The sequence below is a fragment of the Streptomyces sp. NPDC044044 genome (assembly GCF_056434405.1).
Genome location: NZ_JBWKFG010000004.1, coordinates 765,826 through 787,182, shown reverse-complemented (window position 1 = coordinate 787,182; position 21,357 = coordinate 765,826). Strand labels below are relative to the sequence as shown.

Annotated in this window: 19 protein-coding genes and 1 other RNA gene; 15 read left to right on the top strand and 5 right to left on the bottom strand. The window is 69.8% G+C overall.

The features are described 5' to 3' along the window. The first annotated feature begins 3 nt into the window (after window positions 1-3). From ssrA to dacB, 4 genes are all read left to right on the top strand, one after another. Window positions 4-392, top strand: a transfer-messenger RNA (tmRNA) gene (gene ssrA, locus AC07AG_RS19215). 179 nt (window positions 393-571) lie between these two features. Further along, window positions 572-844 carry a hypothetical protein gene (locus AC07AG_RS19210; RefSeq protein WP_478756228.1) on the top strand — a complete coding sequence of 91 codons (273 nt, stop codon included), beginning with the start codon at window positions 572-574 and terminating at the stop codon, window positions 842-844. Next, window positions 841-1,656 carry a collagen-like domain-containing protein gene (locus tag AC07AG_RS19205; RefSeq protein ID WP_478756227.1) on the top strand — a complete coding sequence of 272 codons (816 nt, stop codon included), beginning with the start codon at window positions 841-843 and terminating at the stop codon, window positions 1,654-1,656. Before AC07AG_RS19210 ends, AC07AG_RS19205 begins: the two co-directional genes overlap by 4 nt. A gap of 105 nt (window positions 1,657-1,761) precedes the next feature. Next, window positions 1,762-3,354: a D-alanyl-D-alanine carboxypeptidase/D-alanyl-D-alanine endopeptidase gene (dacB, locus tag AC07AG_RS19200; RefSeq protein WP_478756226.1), complete on the top strand. Its 1,593-nt coding sequence runs from the start codon at window positions 1,762-1,764 to the stop codon at window positions 3,352-3,354. Here dacB and AC07AG_RS19195 read toward each other — a convergent pair. Next, window positions 3,278-4,540: an MFS transporter gene (locus tag AC07AG_RS19195; RefSeq protein WP_478756225.1), complete on the bottom strand. Its 1,263-nt coding sequence runs from the start codon at window positions 4,538-4,540 to the stop codon at window positions 3,278-3,280. The two genes, dacB and AC07AG_RS19195, sit on opposite strands and share 77 nt — an antisense overlap. A gap of 83 nt (window positions 4,541-4,623) precedes the next feature. Here AC07AG_RS19195 and AC07AG_RS19190 point away from each other — a divergent pair, with 83 nt between their 5' ends. The 5 genes from AC07AG_RS19190 to AC07AG_RS19170 all read left to right on the top strand — a co-directional run bounded on the left by AC07AG_RS19190 (window position 4,624) and on the right by AC07AG_RS19170 (window position 11,921). Next, on the top strand, window positions 4,624-5,628 hold the full coding sequence (locus AC07AG_RS19190) for a LysR family transcriptional regulator (protein ID WP_478756224.1): 1,005 nt from the start codon (window positions 4,624-4,626) through the stop codon (window positions 5,626-5,628). 229 nt (window positions 5,629-5,857) lie between these two features. Then, window positions 5,858-6,559: a hypothetical protein gene (locus tag AC07AG_RS19185; protein ID WP_478756223.1), complete on the top strand. Its 702-nt coding sequence runs from the start codon at window positions 5,858-5,860 to the stop codon at window positions 6,557-6,559. Then, window positions 6,556-8,799 (top strand): bifunctional polysaccharide deacetylase/glycosyltransferase family 2 protein, encoded by a 2,244-nt coding sequence (locus AC07AG_RS19180; RefSeq protein WP_478756222.1) that lies wholly within the window; start codon window positions 6,556-6,558, stop codon window positions 8,797-8,799. Before AC07AG_RS19185 ends, AC07AG_RS19180 begins: the two co-directional genes overlap by 4 nt. Continuing rightward, the gene (locus AC07AG_RS19175) at window positions 8,796-10,187 is read left to right on the top strand and encodes an acyltransferase family protein (protein ID WP_478756221.1); all 1,392 of its coding nucleotides are present in this window, start codon (window positions 8,796-8,798) and stop codon (window positions 10,185-10,187) included. Before AC07AG_RS19180 ends, AC07AG_RS19175 begins: the two co-directional genes overlap by 4 nt. A gap of 273 nt (window positions 10,188-10,460) precedes the next feature. Further along, window positions 10,461-11,921, top strand: coding sequence for an RICIN domain-containing protein (locus AC07AG_RS19170; RefSeq protein WP_478756220.1), 1,461 nt, complete (start codon window positions 10,461-10,463; stop codon window positions 11,919-11,921). Here AC07AG_RS19170 and AC07AG_RS19165 read toward each other — a convergent pair. Continuing rightward, window positions 11,905-12,552 carry an NAD(P)-dependent oxidoreductase gene (locus tag AC07AG_RS19165; RefSeq protein ID WP_478756219.1) on the bottom strand — a complete coding sequence of 216 codons (648 nt, stop codon included), beginning with the start codon at window positions 12,550-12,552 and terminating at the stop codon, window positions 11,905-11,907. The genes AC07AG_RS19170 and AC07AG_RS19165 overlap by 17 nt on opposite strands. A 67-nt stretch (window positions 12,553-12,619) precedes the next feature. Further along, window positions 12,620-13,561 (bottom strand): EamA family transporter, encoded by a 942-nt coding sequence (locus AC07AG_RS19160; RefSeq protein WP_478756218.1) that lies wholly within the window; start codon window positions 13,559-13,561, stop codon window positions 12,620-12,622. 138 nt (window positions 13,562-13,699) lie between these two features. Between AC07AG_RS19160 and AC07AG_RS19155 the strand changes: the two genes are divergently transcribed. The 3 genes from AC07AG_RS19155 (at window position 13,700) to AC07AG_RS19145 (ending at window position 16,215) form a co-directional block, all read left to right on the top strand. After that, window positions 13,700-14,263, top strand: a complete 564-nt coding sequence (locus AC07AG_RS19155) for a MarR family winged helix-turn-helix transcriptional regulator (protein WP_478756217.1) — start codon at window positions 13,700-13,702, stop codon at window positions 14,261-14,263. A 264-nt stretch (window positions 14,264-14,527) separates the two neighbouring features. Beyond that, on the top strand, window positions 14,528-15,190 hold the full coding sequence (locus tag AC07AG_RS19150; protein ID WP_478756216.1) for a hypothetical protein: 663 nt from the start codon (window positions 14,528-14,530) through the stop codon (window positions 15,188-15,190). 53 nt (window positions 15,191-15,243) lie between these two features. After that, on the top strand, window positions 15,244-16,215 hold the full coding sequence (locus AC07AG_RS19145) for a hypothetical protein (protein ID WP_478756215.1): 972 nt from the start codon (window positions 15,244-15,246) through the stop codon (window positions 16,213-16,215). 44 nt (window positions 16,216-16,259) lie between these two features. On the opposite strand, the gene AC07AG_RS19140 is transcribed toward AC07AG_RS19145, so the two are convergent. Then, entirely contained in the window at window positions 16,260-16,745 is a 486-nt protein-coding gene (locus AC07AG_RS19140; protein WP_478756214.1) for a cupin domain-containing protein, read from the bottom strand. Window positions 16,746-16,948: 203 nt separating this feature from the next. On the opposite strand from AC07AG_RS19140, the gene AC07AG_RS19135 reads away from it, so the two are divergent. The 3 genes from AC07AG_RS19135 (at window position 16,949) to AC07AG_RS19125 (ending at window position 20,788) form a co-directional block, all read left to right on the top strand. Beyond that, a complete protein-coding gene (locus AC07AG_RS19135) occupies window positions 16,949-17,896 on the top strand; it encodes a hypothetical protein (RefSeq protein ID WP_478756213.1) in 948 nt (315 codons plus the stop codon). A 222-nt stretch (window positions 17,897-18,118) separates the two neighbouring features. Beyond that, on the top strand, window positions 18,119-19,480 hold the full coding sequence (locus AC07AG_RS19130; protein WP_478756212.1) for a nitrate/nitrite transporter: 1,362 nt from the start codon (window positions 18,119-18,121) through the stop codon (window positions 19,478-19,480). 132 nt (window positions 19,481-19,612) lie between these two features. Next, a complete protein-coding gene (locus tag AC07AG_RS19125) occupies window positions 19,613-20,788 on the top strand; it encodes a uroporphyrinogen-III synthase (RefSeq protein WP_478756211.1) in 1,176 nt (391 codons plus the stop codon). On the opposite strand, the gene AC07AG_RS19120 is transcribed toward AC07AG_RS19125, so the two are convergent. Further along, window positions 20,740-21,315, bottom strand: coding sequence for an anthrone oxygenase family protein (locus AC07AG_RS19120; protein ID WP_478756210.1), 576 nt, complete (start codon window positions 21,313-21,315; stop codon window positions 20,740-20,742). The two genes, AC07AG_RS19125 and AC07AG_RS19120, sit on opposite strands and share 49 nt — an antisense overlap. Between the last annotated feature and the right edge of the window lie 42 nt (window positions 21,316-21,357).

The following is a 21,357-nucleotide window of genomic DNA, read 5'->3' as shown; positions in this document are numbered from 1 at the left end:
CATGGGGATGATCGGTTTCGACAGCGGATGTCGAAGCAGGGGAAGCGAGCCGAGGAAGCGACAATGATCTCGTAAACCACCTGTCGCAACCAATAATCGCCAATTCCAAGAGCGATTCCCAGTCCTTCGCCCTCGCTGCCTAATAAGCAGTGAGTGAAGGACCCTTAATGGGTGTCAGCCCGGGGGTGTTCCCGACCCGGACCCTGGCATAATTTAGGGAACTAAACCGTCGAGCCCGGTCACGGGGTTCGACGGGAAATCAAACAGTGACTGGGCCCGTCGGAGACTTGTTCGCGAGATCACCGGGGCCGAGAAAATCGAAGCGAACTGCGCTCGGAGAAGCCCTCCTTTTGCACCGTTGGACGCGGGTTCGATTCCCGCCATCTCCACAATTCCCATGTGAGGTCAAAGCCTCCTGGCCATCGGCCAGGGGGCTTTTTCCGTGTGCGGGGCACCAAGCGTCCGGGCACATCCTCTGGGCATGTGACTCGTTACTGCATCCGAGTGCAGGTTCCCAACGGCCGGGCGGAACAGCAGCCCGGCTGAGTACGCAAGTGCAGGAGGCAGTCGCTTGGATGCCACCGTCACTCTCTTAGGTTCTCTTCTCGCCAGCCTCGGTGTTCTTGGTGCGGCAGTGGCGGCTTATCTCGGCAAGCGCGGTGAGAACGCGCTTACCGGCTACTCCAGCCTCACGGAGAAGCTCCAGACCGAGCGTGACCGACTGGAGCGCCAGGTCGCCGAACGCGACACGAAACTCGCCGAGTTGAACGCTCTGCACGTCCATGACCAGAGCGAGATCGCCCGGCTGCTCATCGACAATCAACGGCTCGGAGGCACTCCGTGATCAAGCTAGAGCGTCTCCTGGCCCGCCGTTGGCGCAGCGTGTTCCTCGTCTGCGTGCTGGTCGCGCTCTGCGGAGTGGCCGCGCTCCTCTGGGCCCGCATCGACGCAGGCGACCGCCGCGCCGACACGCTCGCCACGGAGGCGGACCGGCGGGGCGAGGCCGTGTCCACGCTGGCCCGGGACGTACGGACCCTGCGCGCGCAGGTCCGCTCCCACGGCGACACCCCTGCCGCGCCCGACCCCTCCGACGCCGTCGACGACCTGCTGAACCGGGTGCGGGTGCCCTCGGGGGAGCCCGGTTCGCCCGGTGCCACCGGGTCGCGGGGCGAGGACGGGAAGCCGGGCGAGAAGGGGACGCCGGGGGCGGGCGGCCGGAAGGGGGACTCCGGCGACGCGGGGGAGCCCGGGAAACCGGGAGCGCCCGGCGACGCGGGGGAGCCCGGAGCCGCGGGCGCGGACGGTGCGGACGGTGCGGACGGACAACAGGGCCCGGAAGGACCCGCCGGGGCGGCCGGCCCCCCGGGCGCCGACGGTGCCGACGGCTCCAACGGGTCCGACGGCGCGGGCGGCGCATCGGGCCCTGAAGGCCCCGCGGGCCCGCGTGGTGAGCGCGGCGAGCGCGGGCCCAAGGGCGAGGCGGGCGACGCGGGCCCCAACTGCCCCGACGGCTACAGCCTCCAGCAGCCCTCAGGTGACCCCGACGCCCTGGTCTGCCGCCGGAACGGCGTGACACCCGCCGACCCCGCCCCGGCCGTCCTGCTCCTCGCCTCGCTGCTGCCCCGGTGCCGCCGCACGCCCGACGCACCGGACTGACGGCGGACCGCGGCGCCCCCGGCGGGCCATCCACCCGGCGGCATTACGCGCGTGTCCGGAGTGGGGTCTGTCGCGGGGCGCCGGAGTCCGGGATGCTCCTGGGTCATGAGTAGACCCGTGAGACGCGTCAACGCCCGTATGCGCCACTGGATCTGGCCCGCCGTGCTCGGTGTCGCGGCGGCCACCCTCTCCGCAGGATCGCCCGCCGGGGCCGACTCCGACCGCAGCGGCCTGCCCGAAGCCATCGACACCATCCTCGGCGACCCCCGGATGGAGGGCGGCGCGGCGAGCGTCGTCGTCGCCGACGCCGCGTCCGGTGACGTGCTCTACCAGCACCTGCCCAGCGGGCGCCTGATGCCCGCCTCCAACACCAAGCTGCTCACGTCGACGGCGGCCATGGAGCAGCTCGGCCCCGACCACCGCTTCACCACCGATGTGCTCACCGACGGCAAGCAGCACGGCCGCGTGCTCTCCGGTGATCTCTATCTGCGCGGCACCGGCGACCCGACGACGCTGGCCAAGGACTACGACCAACTCGCCGCGAAGATCGCCGACTCGGGCGTCCGGCGGGTCTCGGGGCGGCTGGTCGCGGACGACACCCGGTTCGACGCCAAGCGCATCGGCGACACCTGGGCCGGGGACGACGAGTTCGCGTACTACGCCGCACAGATCTCCGCGCTGAGCGTCGCCCCGGACACCGACTACGACACCGGGACGGTCATCGTCGAGGCCACGCCCGGCGCGCAGGCCGGGGACAGGCCGAAGGTGACGGTGTCCCCGAAGACGGACTACGTGGACGTCGACATCAGTGCGAAGACCGTCGCCGCGGGCGGCGAGGACACGCTCACCATCGAGCGCGAGCACGGCACCAACACGATCACCGTCACCGGCACCGTCCCCGTCGGGGGTGACGCCACCAAGGAGTGGATCACCGTCTGGGAGCCGACCGGGTACGCGGCCGCGATCTTCCGGGACGCCCTGAAGGCGCACGGCGTGAAGGTGAGCGGGCCGACCAGGGCCGGGCTCGCCACCCCCAAGGGCGCGCGGCAGCTCGCGTCGCACGACTCCATGCCGTTGAGGGAGCTGATGATCCCCTTCATGAAGCTCTCCAACAACATGCACGCGGAGAACCTCACCAAGGCGATGGGCCACAAGGCGACGGGACGGCCGGGCAACTGGACGGACGGTCTCGCGGCCGTCAGCGCCTACTTGAAGACGGCCGGTGTCGATCCCGGCAAGCTGCGCCAGGTCGACGGCTCCGGACTCTCGCGCAAGGACAACGTCCCGGCCGACCAGCTGATCAAGCTGCTGCTGTCGGCGAAGGGCGAGCCCTGGTACGCCGACTGGTACAAGTCCCTTCCGGTGGCCTGCGACCCCGACAAGTTCGTCGGCGGCACACTGCGCACGCGGATGTGCGGGACTCCGGCGGCCCTCAACGTACGGGCGAAGACCGGGTCGTTGACCGGGGCGTCCGCTCTTTCGGGGTACGTGAAGGACGCGGGCGGGCGTGAGCTGGTGTTCAGCATCATCCTGAACAACTACCTGCCCTCTTCGGTGAAGGCCCTGGAGGACGCGATCGTCGTGACGCTCGCCAAGTCGACCAAGGACAAGGCCGTCCTGGTCAAGCCGCGTTCGCAGCGTGGGGCCGAGCCGGGCGGGGACCTGGAGTGCTCGTGGCGCAAGCCTGCGCGATGCTGAGCAGCAGGGCGCAGCACGCGGCGGTGACCGGGACCGCGTAGCCCTGGGTGGCGCCGATGTGCTCCACCACCCAGCCGCCGCCCGAGGCGCCGCACGCGATGCCCCCGAGGAGACCGGTGACGGCGAGGGTCATGCCCTCGTTCAACCGGCCCTCGGGGGTGCGCTGTTGGACCAGGGTCATGCCGGTGACCATGGTGGGGGCCGTCGCCATGCCGGCGACAAGGAGAGCCCCGGCGAGCACCAGGAGCGAGCTGGTGAGCGCGGCGGCCAGGAGCGGCAGCGTCATCAGGGCCGCCATCGCGGTGGCGCACAGGACGTGGCGGCGGTGAAGGGGCCCGCTCGGCCTGACCGTTCCGTAGAGGAGGCCCGCCGCGCAGGAGCCCGCGGCCTGGAGCGCCAGGATCGCACCCGCGGCCGCCTTGTGCCCTTGTGCGTCCGCGTAGGCGATCGTCACGACCTCCATCGAGCCGAACACGGCGCCGGTGGCGAGGAAGGCGGCGAGCAGCACGGGCATCCCGCGCGCGTGGAGGGGTGATTTCTCCTTCGTGGTCGTACGTCCCCGGGGCGGCGGTTCCGTCGAGCGCTGGGCGGCGAGGACCAGGACGCCGGTCAGGAGCAGCACGACCCCGATGAGGGTGCCCGCCTCCGGGAAGAGCGCCCCGCACAGGAACGCCGCGAGGACGGGGCCGAGCATGAAGCACAGCTCGTCCGCCGCCTGCTCGAAGGAGTTGGCGGTGTGCGCGGCCCGTTCGTCGCCCTTCAGGAGGTGGGCCCAGCGGGCGCGGGACATGCCGCCGGTGTTGGGGGTCGTGGCCGTCGCGGCGTACGAGGCGAACAGGGTCCAGTCGGGCGCTCCGTGGTGCACGCACAGGAGCAGCGAGAGCGAGCCGAGCGCGGCGATCGCGGTGGCGGGGACGGCGATCCGCGCCTGGCCGTGCCGGTCCACGAGGCGGGCCGTCCAGGGCGCCACGACGGCGGTCGCGGCGAGGCCCGTCGCGGTGACGGCGCCGGCGAGCGCGTACGAACCGCGCGCCCCGGCGATCATGATGACGGCGCTCACGCTGAACATGCCCATGGGGAGGCGGGCGATGAGGTTGCCGATGGTGAAGGCGGTGGCTCCGGGTATCCGGAAGAGGCGGGCGTAGGGGTTGCGGCGGTGGGGCGTACGGGGTTCGGCGGGCGGCATGGGATCACCCTCACCGGGGCGTGGGCACGGGGTCCAACACCTTCTGGGGCCCGACTCACGCACCTGCGTTGTAAGTTCCCGGGATGACCGCCGAGCCCCGCATACCGACGCGCGACCTGGACCCCCGCCTCCTGCGCGCCTTCGTGGCCGTCTCCGAAGAGCTGCACTTCACCCGGGCCGCCGCCAGGCTGTACGTCGCCCAGCAGGCGCTCAGCCGTGATGTGCGGCGCCTGGAGAGGGAGTTGGGGGCCGAGCTGTTCGTGCGGACCACCCGGCAGGTCACGCCGACGGCCGAGGGCGAGCGGCTGCTGCCGTACGCGCGGCGGGTCCTTGAGGCGCAGGACGACCTGACGGCCGCCTTCACGCGGGGCAGGGGCTCCGGCGGCGCGGCCCGCCCGCTGCTCGTGGACCTGAACAGCCCGGGGCTCATCTGCGGGCGCATCCTGGAGCGGGCCCGCGAACTCGCCCCGGAATGCGAGCTGATGGCCCGCTTCGAGAGCGGGCTCACCCGGGCCGCGGCCGAGATCCTCGCGGGGCGGCTCGACGTCTCCTTCGGGCGGTACGCGGGGCTCGAACCGGCGCTGCGGTCGCGGCTCGCCCAGCAGCCCGTGCGGTACGAGCCGATGGCGGTGCTGCTGCCGCTGGGGCACCCCTTGGCCGAGCTCGACGCGGTGCCGCTCGGCGCGCTCGCGGGGGAGAGCGTGTACGCGGGGGCGGGAAACCCCCGGACGCTGGAGTGGACCGACCTGGCGCACCGCCTTTTCGAGGGACGCGGGATCGCGGTGGCGCCGCCCGCGCCCCTGGCGGTGGGCGTCGAGGAGTTCGGGCGGATCATGGCCAAGAACAGGACCCCCGTGCTCGTCGTGGTGGACTTTCCGGCCATGCCCGAGTCGGTCCTGCGGCCCTTGATCGACCCCGTGCCCCTGTCGCCTGTGTCGTTGGTGTGGAGAAAGGGGCTCGTGCACCCGGGTGTCGACGCTCTGCGTGCGGCGGCGGCCGAGCTCTCTGCCGCCGAGGGATGGCTGCGCAGGCCCGAAGGCGGGTGGGTTCCGGCCACAGATGCACTCATCATGATGAGCCTGGACTGAAGGATTAGTACGACTGTCACCCTCGTGCGCTACATTCATGGTCCGGGCGCAGTGTGATAGGGGGGCGCTCGGATCGGGTGGGGGCCCGGTCCGACGGCAAGTTGTCCGGAGTCGTGCGCGCCCGATTCAGGTTATGTGGGGGTTGTGCGTACGCATGGACAATTGGCGAGAAGATGCCCTACCGGAACACACCCATGATCCGAACGAGGTCACCGTTCAGATCGACGGGGTGGGGCGACAGCTGGCGGATCTTGCCGCCGAGAGTGACCAGGATGCGCCTGACGGGCCGGTTTTCGTCGACGAGACGGGCCGCCGCAGCAGGAGATACCGCCGGATAGGCGTGCTCGTCGGCATAGCCTGCGCCGTGTACGCGGTGATGATCGTGGGCACCCTGCTCTCGGGCAACTCCAGCGCACCCTGGCTGCCGATCGGTCCCAAGGACGAGAAGCCGGCGAGCAAGGTGGACACACCGGACCGTCCCGCCGACTCCCTCGACCCCTCGGCCTCGCCCGGCACGACACCGTCTCCCGGAGCGTCGGAGAGCGGCACCACCGCTCCCGCGACCGGTGACGACGGCACCGCCGACCCGGCAGACCCGGACGACGGCAAGGACAAGCCCGGCCAGACGACCGACCCCGACCCCACGGGCGGCGGCGGCAACCCCGACCCGGACCCGACGGACGACGGCGGCGACCCGGACCCGACCGACGACCCCACGAAGCCCGATCCGGACCCGGACCCGACGGACGACCCCACCACGCCCGACCCGGACCCGTCGACCGAGACCCCGGGCGGCGCGGCCGGAGGCGGCGGCGAAGTCCCCGCGGTGCAGCCCGCCGCCGACACACAGTCCCCGCATGGCGCCCAGGCGGTCAGCAACCTGTCTCCGCAAAGCGCTGGCCAGCAGCCCTCGGAGGGCGCACAGCGATGAACTCCCGCACCAACAGGGGCCGGTCAGCCGGCTCCAGGAACAGTCACGCCCAGCCCCGGGGCGGTGGCGGCCGACGCCGCGCGCAGCCGGCCCGCGGCGCCAAGCGGCGCAGGGTCCCCCTGCGCTATCTCCTGCCCCTGCTGCTCCTGGTCGCCCTGATGGCGATGCTCATGCTGCGCGGCTACACCCACAGCGAGATCCTCGCCGACCACCGCGTGCGCCCGCCCGCGGGCACCGGCCAGGTCCCGGAGAAGGTCCTCGAAGGCGGCCCGGTCATCGACACCCGAGGCGGCCACGAGGAGACGCTGAGCGTCCCCCGCCACCGGCTCGTGCTGACCTTCGACGACGGACCGGACCCGGAGTGGACCCCCAAGGTCCTCGACGTACTGAAGAAGCACCACGCGCACGGCGTCTTCTTCGTCACCGGCACGATGGCATCGCGCTACCCCGACCTGGTCGAGCGCATGGTGGACGAGGGCCACGAGGTCGGCCTGCACACGTTCAACCACCCCGACCTCTCGTACCAGTCCTCCAGCCGCATCGACTGGGAGCTTTCGCAGAACCAGCTCGCCCTCGCGGGCGCCGCGGGCATCCGTACCTCCCTCTTCCGCCCGCCCTACTCGTCGTTCTCCGACGCCATGGACAACAAGTCCTGGCCGGTCACGAAGTACATCGGCAGCCGCGGGTACCTCACGGTCGTCAACAACACCGACAGCGAGGACTGGAAGCGCCCCGGCGTCGCCGAGATCATCCGCCGCGCCACGCCCAAGAACGGCAACGGCGCCGTGGTCCTGATGCACGACTCCGGAGGCGACCGCTCGCAGACCGTCGCCGCGCTCGACACCTTCCTGCCCGATCTGCAGGACAAGGGCTACCGCTTCACGAACCTCACCGAGGCCCTGGACTCGCCCAGCGCGCACGCCCCCGTCACCGGCATAGATCTCTGGAAGGGCAAGGCCTGGGTCTTCCTGGTCGGCGCATCGGAGAACGTCACCGGCGTACTCGTCGTCGCCCTCGCCGTGATCGGCTTCCTGGTCCTGCTCCGCTTCGGCCTGATGCTGCTGCTCTCCGCGGTGCACGCGCGCAAGGTGCGCAAGAAGGGCTTCCGCTGGGGCCCCGACATCACCGAACCGGTGTCGGTCCTCGTGCCCGCCTACAACGAGGCCAAGTGCATCGAGGCCACGGTCCGTTCGCTCATGACGAGCGACCATCCCATCGAGATCATCGTCATCGACGACGGCTCGACGGACGGCACCGCGCTCATCGTCGAGGGCCTTCGCCTGCCGAACGTACGCGTCGTGCGCCAGCAGAACGCGGGCAAGCCCGCCGCGCTCAACCGCGGTATAGCCAACGCCCGTTTCGACCTCATCGTGATGATGGACGGCGACACGGTCTTCGAGCGGTCCACCGTGCGCGAGCTGGTGCAGCCGTTCGGCGACCCGCGCGTGGGCGCCGTCGCGGGCAACGCGAAGGTCGGCAACAGGGACTCGCTGATCGGCGCCTGGCAGCACATCGAGTACGTGATGGGCTTCAACCTCGACCGCCGGATGTACGACATGCTCGGCTGCATGCCGACCATCCCCGGCGCCGTGGGAGCCTTCCGGCGCTCGGCCCTTGAGCGGGTCGGCGGCATGAGCGACGACACGCTCGCCGAGGACACCGACATCACGATGGCGATGCACCGGGACGGCTGGCGGGTCGTGTACGCCGAGAAGGCGCGCGCGTGGACCGAGGCGCCGGAGACGGTGCAGCAGCTGTGGTCGCAGCGCTACCGCTGGTCGTACGGCACGATGCAGGCGATCTGGAAGCACCGCCGCTCGGTGATCGAGTCGGGCCCTTCGGGCCGCTTCGGCCGGGTGGGCATGCCGCTGGTGTCGCTCTTCATGGTCCTCGCGCCGCTGCTCGCGCCCCTGATCGACGTGTTCCTGCTGTACGGCCTGGTCTTCGGCCCCACCCAGAAGACGGTCATCGCGTGGCTCGGCGTGCTCGCCGTCCAGGCGGTGTGCGCGGCGTACGCCTTCCGGCTCGACCGCGAGCGCATGACCCACCTGATCTCGCTGCCCCTCCAGCAGATTCTCTACCGGCAGCTGATGTACGTCGTGCTGCTCCAGTCCTGGATCACCGCCCTGACCGGAGGCCGCCTTCGCTGGCAGAAGCTCCGGCGCACGGGGGTCCTTGGATCGCCGCCCTCGATTCCGCAGCAGCGGACGGGCAGCCCTGACCGGAGGCCCGTCGCATGACCTATCCCACGCAGCCCGTGCATCCCACGCAGCCTGCGCACCCGACGCAGCCCGTGCACCCCACGCAGCAGCTGCCGCAGGTGCCGCCGCCTCCCGGCCTCGCGGTGACCCCGATCGGCCCCGCGCCTGTCCCCGCCCCCGCTGCCCCCGCCGCGCCCAAGAAGCCGGGCCGCGACCGCTACTTCGACGTGCTGCGGTCGCTCGCCCTGGTCCGCGTTGTCATCTACCACCTGTTCGGCTGGGCCTGGCTGACGATCCTCTTCCCCTCCATGGGCGTGATGTTCGCCCTGGCGGGCGCGCTGATGGCCCGCTCCCTGAAGCGCCCGGCGTGGGGCGTGATCAGGGGCCGAATACGCCGACTGCTCCCGCCCATGTGGGCGTTCAGCGCGGTCGCGCTGTTCCTCCTCTTCTACGGCGGCTGGAACGTCACCAAGGACCCGGACCACGGCGACACGTGGGGCCTGGTCAGCATGGTCAACTACGTCTTCCCGATCGGCGCCCCGCCCTTCCCCTGGCACATCGGGGACAAGGCGGGCCTCCTGGAGGACACCTGGCCTGCCCAGGCCGCGGGCCCGCTCTGGTACATCCGCGCGTACCTCTGGTTCGTGATCGCCTCGCCGCTGCTGCTGTGGGCGTTCCGCAAGGTGCCGTGGGCGACGCTGTTCGCTCCGCTCGCCCTGACGGCGGTGCTCGCCACGGAGATCGTCAAGATCCCCGGTGAGACGGGCAACGCGGTCTCGGACTTCGCGGTGTACGGCAGTTGCTGGGTCCTCGGCATCGCCCACCAGGAGGGCGTCCTCGCCCGCGTCCCGCGCTACCTGGCGGTGTCGGTCTCGGCGCTGATCATGGCCTTCGGCCTGTGGTGGGCCTCGGGCCATCTGGGCCCCGACGGCTGGGACCTGAACGACATTCCCCTCGCCCAGGCGGCGTGGTCCTTCGGCTTCGTCGTCATCCTCTTCCAGTACTCGCCGTCGTGGCAGGAGCTGCCGGGCCGCCTGAAGCGCTGGGACAAGCTCATCACCCTGTCCAACAACCGGGCGGTGACGATCTATCTCTGGCACAACCTGCTGATCATGGCCACGGTGCCGATCATCGACATGGCATACGACCTGCCGTTCATGGAGGACGAGCGCTGGAGCTCGGCGCTGGACTCCACGTACATGCTGTGGATGACGGTCCTGGTCTGGCCGTTGATCGGCCTGATGGTGATGGCCGTGGGCTGGATCGAGGACTTCGCGGCGAAGCGCAGTCCGAGGCTGTGGCCGAACGGGGCGAAGTCGCGGCGCTCGGCGGCGGCGCCTTCGCGGGGCGGTTCGAGGGGCGGTTCGCGAGGCGGTTCGAGGGGCGGTTCGCGAGGCGGTTCGAGGGGCGGTTCGCACCGGGGCTGAGACTCCCGGGCTGAGCGTTTCGCAGAGGGCTGACCACCAGGACGACCGGTGGTCAGCCCTCTGCGTTGGGGGTCGGTGCCGTCGTTGTTCCTGGCTGCTGGGGACGTGTGAATCAGTCAACTACCCAATCTTGCGATCGGTGTTGACGTAAACATCGGCCACATCTACGGTCCCTCAACAGACATCAACACGAAACAACAATTAGAAACGCCGGAGAGGCCCGGAGGGCACCTCCACCCGCGTCCACCCCCACCTTCGAAGAAGGGACCTTCGATGTTCCGACGCGCCCGCAGACCTTTACTGGCCGCCATCCTGAGCGTGCTGTGGCTGGTTGCCGCCGGCCTCCCCGCGCATGCCGCACCGGCCACCGTCACCAACGGGACCCAGTTCACGGACACCACGGGAGCCGGAGTCCACGCCCACGGCGGCGGAGCCGTCAAAGTGGGTGACTTCTACTACTGGTTCGGCGAGAACCGTCACGCGGACAACACCTTCAAGGCCGTCTCGGTCTACCGCTCCTCCGACCTGAAGACGTGGGAGTTCAGGAAGAACGTCCTGACGCAGGAGAGCGATCCGGAGCTCTCCGTCGCCAACATCGAGCGCCCCAAGGTCATTTACAACAGTGAGACCCGCAAGTTCGTCATGTGGATGCACAAGGAGAACGGCAAGGACTACACCGAGTCCCGCACCGCCGTCGCCGTCTCCGACACGGTCGACGGCGACTACAGCTGGAAGGGCAGCTTCCGGCCGCCGAGCGGGACCACGTCCCGTGACATGACGCTCTTCAAGGACGACGACGGCACCGCGTACCAGATCTCGTCCGGCAGCGAGAACGCCGACCTCTTCATCTACAAGCTGACGGCCGACTACACGGCCTTCGACAAGGAGGTCGCCAACCCCTGGCCGGCCCACCACCGCGAGTCCCCGGCGCTGTTCAAGCGCGACGGCGTCTACTTCATGCTGACCTCGGGCACCAGCGGCTGGTATCCCAACCAGCAGCAGTACGCGACCGCCACCAGCATCACCGGTCCCTGGTCGGAGATGAAGGAGGTCGGCGACGCGACCGCGTACGGCTCCCAGACCGCGTACGTCCTTCCTGTGCAGGGCAGTTCGGGCACCTCCTACCTCTACATGGGAGACCGCTGGGGCAACTCGATGGGCGGCACGGTCAACGACTCCCAGTACGTCTGGGCGCCGCTGGCCTTCCCGACCAGGACCACCATGAGCCTGCCGTGGTACCCGCAGCTCTCCGTCGACACCGCCGCCGGAACCGTCAAGGGGGTGGGAGGCGGCCCCCACTACAGCCTCGCTGCCAAGCACAGCGGCAAGTGTCTCGACGTCTCCGACGACTCCTCCACGGACGGCGCGGCCGTCACGCAGTACTCCTGCGACGGCGGTCTCAACCAGCAGTGGCGCCTGGAGGACGCGGGCGACGGATACGTACGGGTCCTCGCGCAGCACAGCGGCAAGTGCCTGGACGTGGCGGACGAGTCCACCGGGGACGGGGCCTTCGTGAACCAGTACCGATGCGGCTCCGGCGCGCACCAGCAGTGGCGCTTCGAGGACCGCGGGGACGGTTCGGGAGAGGACACCTACCGGCTCGTCTCCCGGCACAGCGGCAAGTGCCTCGACGTCGCGGACGACTCCACGGCCGACGGCGCCCGCCTGGTCCAGTGGACCTGTGGCACGGGCGCCAATCAGCAGTTCGAGCGGGCGGTCAGTACCCCGCGGTGAAGCGGGTGCGGTGGTGCTTGGGGCGTTCGGCCTCGTCCATGAGCGCCACCGCCAGGTCCTCCATGGAGATGGCGGAACTGCCCTCGGCGTCGACGATCAGCTCGTCGGCGCCGAGCCGGTAGGTGCCGGTGCGCACGCCCGGTTCGAGCAGGGCGGACGGGCTCAGATACGTCCAGTCGACCTCGGTGTCGGCGGCGCGGACGGCGTCGAACTGGTCGTTGGAGGCCTGGGCGATGTGCCGCCAGGCGGTGGGCACGTAGTCGGGATCATCGATGGCGAGGACGCCTCCCTTGCCCGGCACGGTCAGGCTCCCGGCCCCACCGACGATCATCAGGCGTACGCCGTCGACGCGGGCGAGTCCGGCGAGCAACGCCCGGCTGATGGCGGCGTGTTCGGCCTCGCGGCCCGGGGCGGGTCTGGTGGCGTTCACCACGAGGTCCTGCCCGGCGCTCAACTCGGCGACGTGCTCGGGGACTCCGGCGTCGCCGGTGCGGTGGGTGGCGGCGGGGTGAAGCTCGCCGAAGCGTGCGGGGTCGCGGACGACGGCGGTGACCTCGTGGCCGCGGGTGAGGGCTTCGGTGACGACGCGGCTGCCGACGTTTCCGGCTGCTCCGAAGACGGTGATGCGCATGGTGGTTGCTCCTTGGGGTGTGGGGTGTGGGGCGCAGGTTGATGGGTTGACGGGCTGATGGGTTTATCTACGGGTGCTTGCGGGCGGTGCGGCGGCCTTGTCCGACGAAGACGCTCGCCAGGACGAGGACAAGCCCGCCCACCTGCCAGAGGGTGAGGGTCTGCCCCAGGAGGAGCAGTCCGGCGAGGGTGGCGACGACGGGGTTGGTGAGCCCGAGGAACGACACGGACGAGGCGGGCAGCCGCTCGATGCCGCGGAACCAGAGGGCGTAGGCGATCGCGGTGCCGATGATGCCGAGGTAGGCGTATCCGGCGAGGTTGGCGCCGGTGAAGTGGTCGGGGAGGCCTTCGAAGCCGAGGGCGATGGGCGCCAACACGAGGCCACCGGCGGTGAGTTGCCACCCGGTCAGGGCGAGCAGGGAGACACCTTCGGGCCGTCCCCAGCGCTTGCTGAGTACGACGGCGAGGGCCATCAGGGTGGTGGCGGTCAGCATGGCCACGATCCCCGCGAGGTCGACGGAGGCGCTGCCGCGCAGCACGAGAAGCGCGACGCCGACGACCCCGACGAGCCCGGCGGCCAAGGTCCGGCGCGTGGGCCGCACCTTCAGCACGCCGACCCCGAAGCCGGCGACGAGCAGCGGCATGACGGCGCTGACGGTCGAGGCGACGCCGCCGGGAAGGTGGTAGGCGCCGAAGAAGAGGAGGGGGAAGAAGGCCCCGAAGTTGAGCAGCCCGAGAACCCCCGCCTTCCACCACCAGTCACCGGTGGGCAGCCGCCGGGTGAGGGCGAGCAGGATGAGCCCGGCGGGCAGCGCGCGCAGGGCCGCGGCGAGGAGGGGGCGGTCCGGGGGCAGCAGTTCGGTGGTCGTGACGTAAGTGGTGCCCCAGGTGGCGGGCCCGATGGCGGCGAGTCCTGCGGCGGCGAGGGCGCGGCTTCGCGGCGCGGGGCCGGGGTGGCTCTGGCTGCTGGGCCGGTGTGTGGTGCGAACGCGCGGGCTGGTGATGGACATGATGCTGCTCCCCCTCGGTTTCCCCTGAACGCTGTTATTCTCAACGTTGAGATAAATATGGACCCTGGGTCCGCGAACGTCAAGTATCTGAACATTGAGATATCTGGCCGGGCGGGCTGTTGAGAGAGGAGCGTAGGAATGACCGACCCTGAGGTGGTGCCGACGGCGGCTGCGACGGCGGCGACTGCTGCGGACGCCGACGCCATCGACGAGCTGCGCGCCCAGTGGCACCGCGAGCGCCCGGACATGGACGCGGCGGGCCTGGACGCGATGGCCCTGGTGGGCCGCATCAAACGGGCGGACCACCTGCTGAGCAAGGGAATGAAGCCGATCTTCGCCGAACACGGCCTGGAATTTGCGGAGTTCGACGTGCTGGCGACGCTGCGGAGGGTGGGCGCCCCGCACGAACTGACGGCGGGCGGCCTTCTGAAGTCGGCGATGGTGACGTCAGGCGCGATCACCAACCGCCTGGACAAGCTGGAACGCAAGGGCTTCATCGAACGCCACCCGGACCCGGCGGACCGCCGGGCGATCAAGGTCCGCCTGACGGAGGCGGGTCTGGAGCTGGTGGACCGGGCGGTGGTGGATCACGTGGCGAACGAGGAGCGGATGGTGTCCGCTTTGACGGCCGAGGAACGGCTGGCGCTGGATGGGGCGTTGCGGCGGTTGTTGGTTTCGTTGGGGGATACGCATCTGGGGTGAGCCCGGGGCTGCGCGGGCACCTGCCGGCCAAGTGTCCGGCGGCTTCGCGGATTCAAAGGGCGAAGAGGGTGAAGAGGCGTCATGGCCCATGCCTGTTGGTGAGGGTCGGGATGCGCTGAGCGATCAATATGCGCCAACGGTAGTGAGGTGTGGACGCTATGCCCTTCTATGTCCGGCCGGTCGTGACCCTCGACGTGACGTCGCCCTTCCCTCATCGATAGCTTGGTTCACTCCAGGGAACCCTCGTCTCATCAGGAGCTGACCGTGAATCGCCGACCCACCCTGCTCGCAGCGGCCACCCTTACTGCTGCCGCAGTTCTTTCGCTTTCTGCTTGCGGAGGGGGCGATGGCGACTCCAAGGAGAACGACAAGATCGCGGGTGCGGAGTCCGGTGGCGAGAAGAGAGAGTCGCCGTCTCCGACGGCGTCCGACGACGGGATCGATCGGCCGGAGATCAAGCTGCCGAAGGACGTGAAGAACGTCTTCGAGGATGGCAAGACGGGGGACGCGAAGAAGGATGCGGTGTTGGCGGACAACGAGCGGCGGATCACTTCGCTGACAGAGGCTGCCACCGTCGACGCGAAGGAGCACCCGGCGCTGAAGTTCTATTCGACCGGCGACGCATTGCTGTCGGCGGCGGACTACGCCCAGGGCTACTACAAGAAGGGCAAGTCCTTCGTCGGGACCACCCGGTATTACGACCGCGAGGTCACGTTCCTCAAGGATGGCGCAGCCGTGGTGACGTACTGCAAGGACGCCACCAAGACGTACCCCAAGGATCGCAAGACCGGCGCGGTCGACAGGTCGATCCCGGCGTCCGACCAGGATTACTCCTTCTACAACACCCGGCTGGAGGAGAACGAGGACGGCGTCTGGCAGACGGCAACAGTGTTGACCACGACGAAGGCGAAGCGGTGCATGCCGTGAACCAGGGCAGGCTGAGTCGTCGGTACGTTCCTCTTGTCGCGTTGGCCGTCGCCATGGTGCCGAGTACAGCCCATGCCGGTGGTGGTGACGGAGCGGAAGTAGGCGCTCCACAGGCCAAGGCCGGACGTCAGGACCAGAACCTCAGCGTCGAGACAAAGATTCAGACGACGGTCAACGGCGCTCAGGAAACCGCCAAGACGGGCACACTCACACCTGCCAACAGCAACTGGGACCCGCCGGCCTGCTGGTACGAGCCCGCCTACTCCCCGAAGCAGATCCAGGCCACGGTCAAAGCGATCCGGGGGATGAAGGTATTCGGGATCGGCGACGCCGTGGGCGGCGTGTTCGACATGTACTTCAAGGAAGGCCGCCCCTACAAGAACTACAACCTCGACAAGCAGGGTGAGGGACAGTTCTGGGCGGCGGCCATCAACGAAAAGCGCAAGGACGACCCCGAGGCCAACTCCTGCAAGAGGATGCCCTTCTGGGTGCCCACGGGCGACACGCCCAAGGAGCCGCTCGCGGTCTCGCCCAAGATCCTCGCCGAGTACGCCTACGACGAACTGCCCGTCCCCAGTACCGAGATCACGATGGCACCCGAGGGAACGACGAAGGTCAATCTCCCGACCTGGGTCTGGTTGGACAAGGCGAAGTTCAAGAAGGTCTCCGTCACCGCGAGCATCCCGGGCTCGGGGCTTTCCGCGACTGCGACCGCTGAGCCCATGTCCCTCTCCATCAAGCCGGGGACAGCGGACGCCGAGACCTACCCCGCATCGGGAGAGTGCCCCATCGAGGACGGCAAGATCGGCGAGCCCCGCGCCAAGGGCACCCCCGGGGACACGCAACCGCCGTGCGGCGTGCAGTACCTGCGGTCCTCCGGTGACGACTCGTACAACCTCCAGGCAACCGTCACCTGGAAGATCAGCTGGACCAGCACCAACGGCGAGGGCGGCGACCTCCCCGAGGGCGAGTTCGGCGCGGATCAGCCAGTCGTGGTGGAAGAGGTCCAGTCGATCAACCGGTGACCCCTACGGCACGCCGTGGCCTTGCAGCGGTTCGAGGTGCAGCTCTAGAAGATCAGCCCGTGTTTCGTCACGAGCGCCATGGTTGCTTCCATGTCCGTCGAGCAGCCGTAGAGCCCCGCCTTCCGTTGAATGGCCTCCGGGCTCAGCTCCTCGCTCTGCTGGTCAAGCCACCGGAACAGCTCCTCCAGACCGCCTGGAGAGATGATCTCCAGCAACCGGGCCGGGGTGTCACCCGCGTTCCAGAACGTGTGCCACTCGTCGCGCGGCTTGAACACGAGGTCGCCGGGCCCGGCCACGACTTCCTCGTCACCGAACCTCGCGCCGACCGAGCCTTCGAGGATGAAGCTGAACTCGTCCTCGCGGGAGTGCTTGTGCACCGGTGCGGCGAGAACCTTCGGCGGCAGACGGTGCTCGACGAGGGCGAAGCGGCCACCCTGCTCACGGCTGTCGATCAGGAACCGGTCCCCGCACGCCTGCTCGGGCTGATGGAGCTCGCCGTCTTCCGGCCCCAATATCCGATGCTCGCTCACTGGGCGCACCGCCCTCCGAGAGGACTCGACAGACCACCTACGTTCGACGATACGCGTGCGAACTGCCTCGCTCCAGGCGTCCCGGCCGCCGATGGTGGCCCTTGTGCCCCCGATGCCGCGTGGTGGATGTTGGGGGTGGGCGGGGGCAGGGGGTTTCCGCTGGGCTCTGTGAGGAGCCGGACAGTGAGGGGATCCGAACCCATATGACTCAGCCTCCCGGTCAGCCGCCGCAGGATGGGGCCCACGGACCCCAGGACGGATTCGGGCCTCCGCAGCAGCCCCAGCCGCCCATACCGGGGCCGCCCCCGGGTCCTTACGGCGCCCCGCCGCCCCCGCCGCAGCAGCCCGATGGGCAGAACCCGACCCCGAACCCGTATGCGTCGCAGGGGACGCCGCCTGCCCAACCTCCGTACGGCCAGCCCCACCCGGGTCCCTACGGGCAGCAATCCCAGCAGCCCTACGGACAGCAGCCCTACGGACAGCAGCCCTACGGACAGCAGCCCTTCGGCCAGCCCGACCCCCAGTACGCCGGCTACCCGCCGCCCCCTCCGCCCGGCGGCGCCCCCGGCAAGAACAAGGTCGCCCTCATCGTCGGCTCGGTCGTCGTCATCGCCGCGCTCATCGGCGGCGGCATCTTCCTCGCCACCAGCGGCGACAGCGGCGACGACCAGAAGCCGAAGGCCGACAAGGCCGACAAGAGTGTCTCGGCCAGTCCCTCCGCCCCCGAGTCCGAAGTGCCCACCGAAGCGCCCACCGACGCGCCCTCACCGGATCCCGCCACCGAGGATCCCCTCGACGACCCGACCGACGCCGATCCCGATTCCGACGCCGAGCGGCCCGCCGGAGACACCGGCTACCAAGGTCAGTGGCAGAACGACGAGGCCAAGACCCTCACCATCGGCGCCAAGCTCACCTCGGGGCAGGGCAAGGGCAAGCACTCGGTCTCGTACATCGACGCGGGTGGCGACGGGCTCTGCATGGGGCTCGGGCAGGAGCAGGGCAGCAACGGATTCCGCGTCGCCCTCAAGTGCGGCACCGGCGACGACGAGAAGTACATCTCGGCCGACCTCACCCAGGCCAACGACGAGGTGACCCTCAAGTGGGACAAGGGCGGCGGCAGTGACGTACTCCCGTGGGTGAACAAGGCCTGACCTGCGCAGAGCCTCGCGCAGAGCTCCCCCAGAACCCGTTCAGCGCCCGCCCAGATCCCGCGCACACCCCCGCGCACAACCCCCGCCGACGCCTCCCCGCGAAGGGCCCTCACCGTCCCCCCGCCCCCCAGGTGAGAGCAAAGTTCCCCGCCGGTCACCGCGTGCCACAGGACGGAAACCCGCCCTCCCTACGTTCGGGGCCATCAGTCGCCGGCTGTGGAGATGCGGAGGTCTGTCATGTGGATCCAACGGTGGGACCCGGAAGACGTGAAGTTCTGGGAGGAGGAGGGAGGCGAGCGGGTCGCCCGGCGGAATCTGGTGTTCTCGATCCTCTCGGAGCACATCGGGTTCTCCATCTGGACCCTGTGGTCCGTGATGGTGCTCTTCATGGGGCCCGAGTACGGGATCGATCCCGCCGGGAAGTTCTTCCTCGTGTCGATGGCCACCCTCGTCGGCGCCGTCGCCCGCGTCCCGTACACCTTCGCCGTCGCCCGCTTCGGCGGGCGCAACTGGACGATCATCGCCGCCGGCGTGCTCCTCGCCCCGACCATCGCGGCCTTCGTCGTCATGGAGCCCGGGACCTCCTACACCACCTTCATGGTGTGCGCCCTCCTCACCGGCGTCGGCGGCGGCAACTTCGCCTCCAGCATGACCAACATCAATTCCTTCTTCCCCTTGAGGAAGAAAGGGTGGGCGCTCGGGCTCAACGCCGGTGGCGGCAACATCGGCGTACCCGTCGTGCAGCTCGCCGGGCTCGCGGTCATCGGGGCCGGGGGAGGGCCACGTGTGCTGCTCGGGATCTACATCCCCCTCATCTTCGTCTCCGCCCTCTGCGCCGCCCTCTTCATGGACAACCTCGCCACCGTCAAGAACGACACCGGCGCCGCGAAGGAGGCCGTGCGGGACGCCCATACCTGGATCATGGCTTTCCTGTATGTGGGGACCTTCGGGTCCTTCATCGGGTACAGCTTCGCGTTCGGGCTCGTGCTGCAGACCCAGTTCGGCCGTACGCCGCTGCAGGCCGCAGCCGTCACCTTCATCGGGCCGCTGCTCGGCTCGCTGATCAGGCCCGTCGGCGGGCGGCTCGCCGACCGGTTCGGCGGGGCCCGCATCACGCTGTGGAACTTCGTGGGGATGGGCGCGGCCACCGCCGTGGTCGTCGTCGCCTCCATGCGGGAGTCGCTCGCCCTCTTCGTCGCCGCCTTCGTCGTGCTGTTCGTGCTCACCGGGCTCGGCAACGGGTCCACGTACAAGATGATCCCCGGGATCTTCCAGGCCAAGGCCCTCCAGAAGGGGCTCAGCGGGGAAGCCGCCGCGGCCTACGGGCGGCGGCTGTCCGGGGCGTCCATGGGGCTCATCGGCGCCGTCGGCGCGCTCGGCGGGCTCGGGATCAATCTCGCCTTCCGGCAGTCCTTCCAGACCGTGGGGTCGGGGACCGGTGCCTTCGTCGCCTTCCTGGCCTTCTACGCGGCGTGCTTCTGCGTCACGTGGGTCGTATACCTTCGCCGCCCCGCGGCCGTCCCGGACTCCGGGCGGAACCAGGACGCGGAGGCGAAGCCCCAGCTCACGTACGCGGAGGTGTGAGGAAGGGGCGGTCGTACGCTGGTGTAACACGTACGACATCGTGATGATCCGGGGTTGTCATGGGCCGTTGGCAGGCTCGTTCAACCCCGGACCACACCATCGCGCAGTACTAGCGGGACGAGAGCAGCTGCCATGCACGCGACCCCTCAGAACGGTCAGCAGAACGGTCACCGGCACGGTGACCAGAAGGCCCCCCTCGCCGGGTTCACCGTCGGCGTCACCGCCGCCCGGCGCGCGGACGAGCTCGGTGCGCTGCTCCAGAGGCGTGGCGCCACCGTCCTGCACGCACCCGCGCTGCGCATCGTCCCGCTCGCCGACGACAGCGAACTGCTCTCCGCTACCAAGGAGTTGATCGACCACGCGCCCGATGTGGTGATCGCCACCACCGCGATCGGGTTCCGCGGGTGGGTCGAGGCCGCCGACGGGTGGGGGTTCGGCGACGCGCTGCTGCGGTGTCTGCGGGGAGTCGAGCTGCTCGCCCGCGGGCCGAAGGTCAAGGGCGCCATCCGGGCCGCCGGGCTCACCGAGGAGTGGTCGCCCTCGTCCGAGTCCATGGCGGAGGTGCTCGACCGGCTGCTCGACGAAGGGGTCGAGGGCAAGCGCATCGCGCTCCAGCTGCACGGCGAACCGCTGCCCGGCTTCGTCGAGTCGCTGCGCGCCGCGGGAGCGGAGGTCGTCGGCGTGCCCGTCTACCGGTGGATGCCGCCCGAGGACCTGGCGCCCGTCGACCGGCTCCTGGACGCCACCGTCGCCCGCGCCGTCGACGCGCTGACCTTCACCAGCGCGCCCGCCGCCGCGTCCTTCCTGGCCCGCGCCGAGGAGCGCGGCATGGCCATCGAGCTCTTCGCCGCCCTCCAGCACGACGTCCTGACCGCCTGCGTGGGCCCGGTCACCGCGCTGCCGCTGCAGGCCCGCGGCGTCGACACGGTGCAGCCCGAACGCTTCCGGCTCGGCCCCCTCGTACAGATCCTGTGCCAGGAACTGCCCTCCCGCGCCCGTACGTTGCCCATCGCGGGGCACCGCGTCGAGATCCGCGGCCACGCCGTCCTGGTCGACGACGAGCTGCGGCCCGTGCCGCCCGCGGGGATGTCGCTGCTGGGGGCGCTCGCGCGGCGCCCGGGGTGGGTGGTCTCCCGCGCCGAACTCCTGCGCGCGCTGCCCGGTACGGGGCGCGACGAGCACGCCGTGGAGACCGCGATGGCCCGGCTGCGTACGGCACTTGGGGCTCCGAAGCTCGTCCAGACGGTGGTCAAGCGGGGCTACCGGCTCGCGCTCGATCCGGCCGCCGGGTCGAAGTACTCGGACTGACGGCGGGCCTTGTCGTCCCGTCCCCGCAGCACCAGGGCCCGCGCGAGCAGGCCGATCGCGGCGGTGGAGAGCAGGGTCCGCACGACGTTCCAGGCCAGCCACGTGTCCTCGAACTTCTCGCGCACGGCCGCCGGATCGGAGATCTTCGCCGGGTCGCCCGCGTCCGCGAGCTCGTCGTTCAGCGGCACGTTCACGACCGACGTGATCGCGAAGGCCAGAAGATAGACGACGAGCGCCGCGAGCACCCACCGGTAGGAGCTCGTCCCGCGCAGCTGCCACGCCGAGACCGCGGTGAAGATCAGCGCCCCGAAGAAGCTCGCGAAGAAGACCGGATTGTTGAACGCGTCGTTCATGTTCTGCATGACCTCGATGAAGACGCGGTCGTCGCTGCGTGCGAGGCCGGGCATGACGCCGCAGGAGAAGATGTAGAAGGTCCCGGAGATCAGGCCCATGGTCACTACGGCCGCTCCCAGAACGGCCCCGGCGCTGCCCTGTCCCCGCTGGTTCGTCCCTCGGTTGTCTCTCATGGGTCCGAGTCAACCGCCCGAACGGGCCCCGGACCATGGTTC

Excerpts from the sequence above, each read along its gene's own strand:
- AC07AG_RS19190 (WP_478756224.1), top strand. The coding sequence starts at position 4,624 with ATGACCGCCGAGCCCCGCATACCGACGCGCGACCTGGACCCCCGCCTC.
- AC07AG_RS19170 (WP_478756220.1), top strand. The coding sequence starts at position 10,461 with ATGTTCCGACGCGCCCGCAGACCTTTACTGGCCGCCATCCTGAGCGTG.
- AC07AG_RS19180 (WP_478756222.1), top strand. The coding sequence starts at position 6,556 with ATGAACTCCCGCACCAACAGGGGCCGGTCAGCCGGCTCCAGGAACAGT.
- AC07AG_RS19160 (WP_478756218.1), bottom strand. The coding sequence starts at position 13,561 with ATGTCCATCACCAGCCCGCGCGTTCGCACCACACACCGGCCCAGCAGC.
- AC07AG_RS19135 (WP_478756213.1), top strand. The coding sequence starts at position 16,949 with ATGACTCAGCCTCCCGGTCAGCCGCCGCAGGATGGGGCCCACGGACCC.
- AC07AG_RS19120 (WP_478756210.1), bottom strand. The coding sequence starts at position 21,315 with ATGAGAGACAACCGAGGGACGAACCAGCGGGGACAGGGCAGCGCCGGG.
- AC07AG_RS19175 (WP_478756221.1), top strand. The coding sequence starts at position 8,796 with ATGACCTATCCCACGCAGCCCGTGCATCCCACGCAGCCTGCGCACCCG.
- dacB (WP_478756226.1), top strand. The coding sequence starts at position 1,762 with ATGAGTAGACCCGTGAGACGCGTCAACGCCCGTATGCGCCACTGGATC.
- AC07AG_RS19165 (WP_478756219.1), bottom strand. The coding sequence starts at position 12,552 with ATGCGCATCACCGTCTTCGGAGCAGCCGGAAACGTCGGCAGCCGCGTC.
- AC07AG_RS19125 (WP_478756211.1), top strand. The coding sequence starts at position 19,613 with ATGCACGCGACCCCTCAGAACGGTCAGCAGAACGGTCACCGGCACGGT.
- AC07AG_RS19155 (WP_478756217.1), top strand. The coding sequence starts at position 13,700 with ATGACCGACCCTGAGGTGGTGCCGACGGCGGCTGCGACGGCGGCGACT.
- AC07AG_RS19195 (WP_478756225.1), bottom strand. The coding sequence starts at position 4,540 with ATGCCGCCCGCCGAACCCCGTACGCCCCACCGCCGCAACCCCTACGCC.
- AC07AG_RS19130 (WP_478756212.1), top strand. The coding sequence starts at position 18,119 with ATGCGGAGGTCTGTCATGTGGATCCAACGGTGGGACCCGGAAGACGTG.
- AC07AG_RS19145 (WP_478756215.1), top strand. The coding sequence starts at position 15,244 with ATGGTGCCGAGTACAGCCCATGCCGGTGGTGGTGACGGAGCGGAAGTA.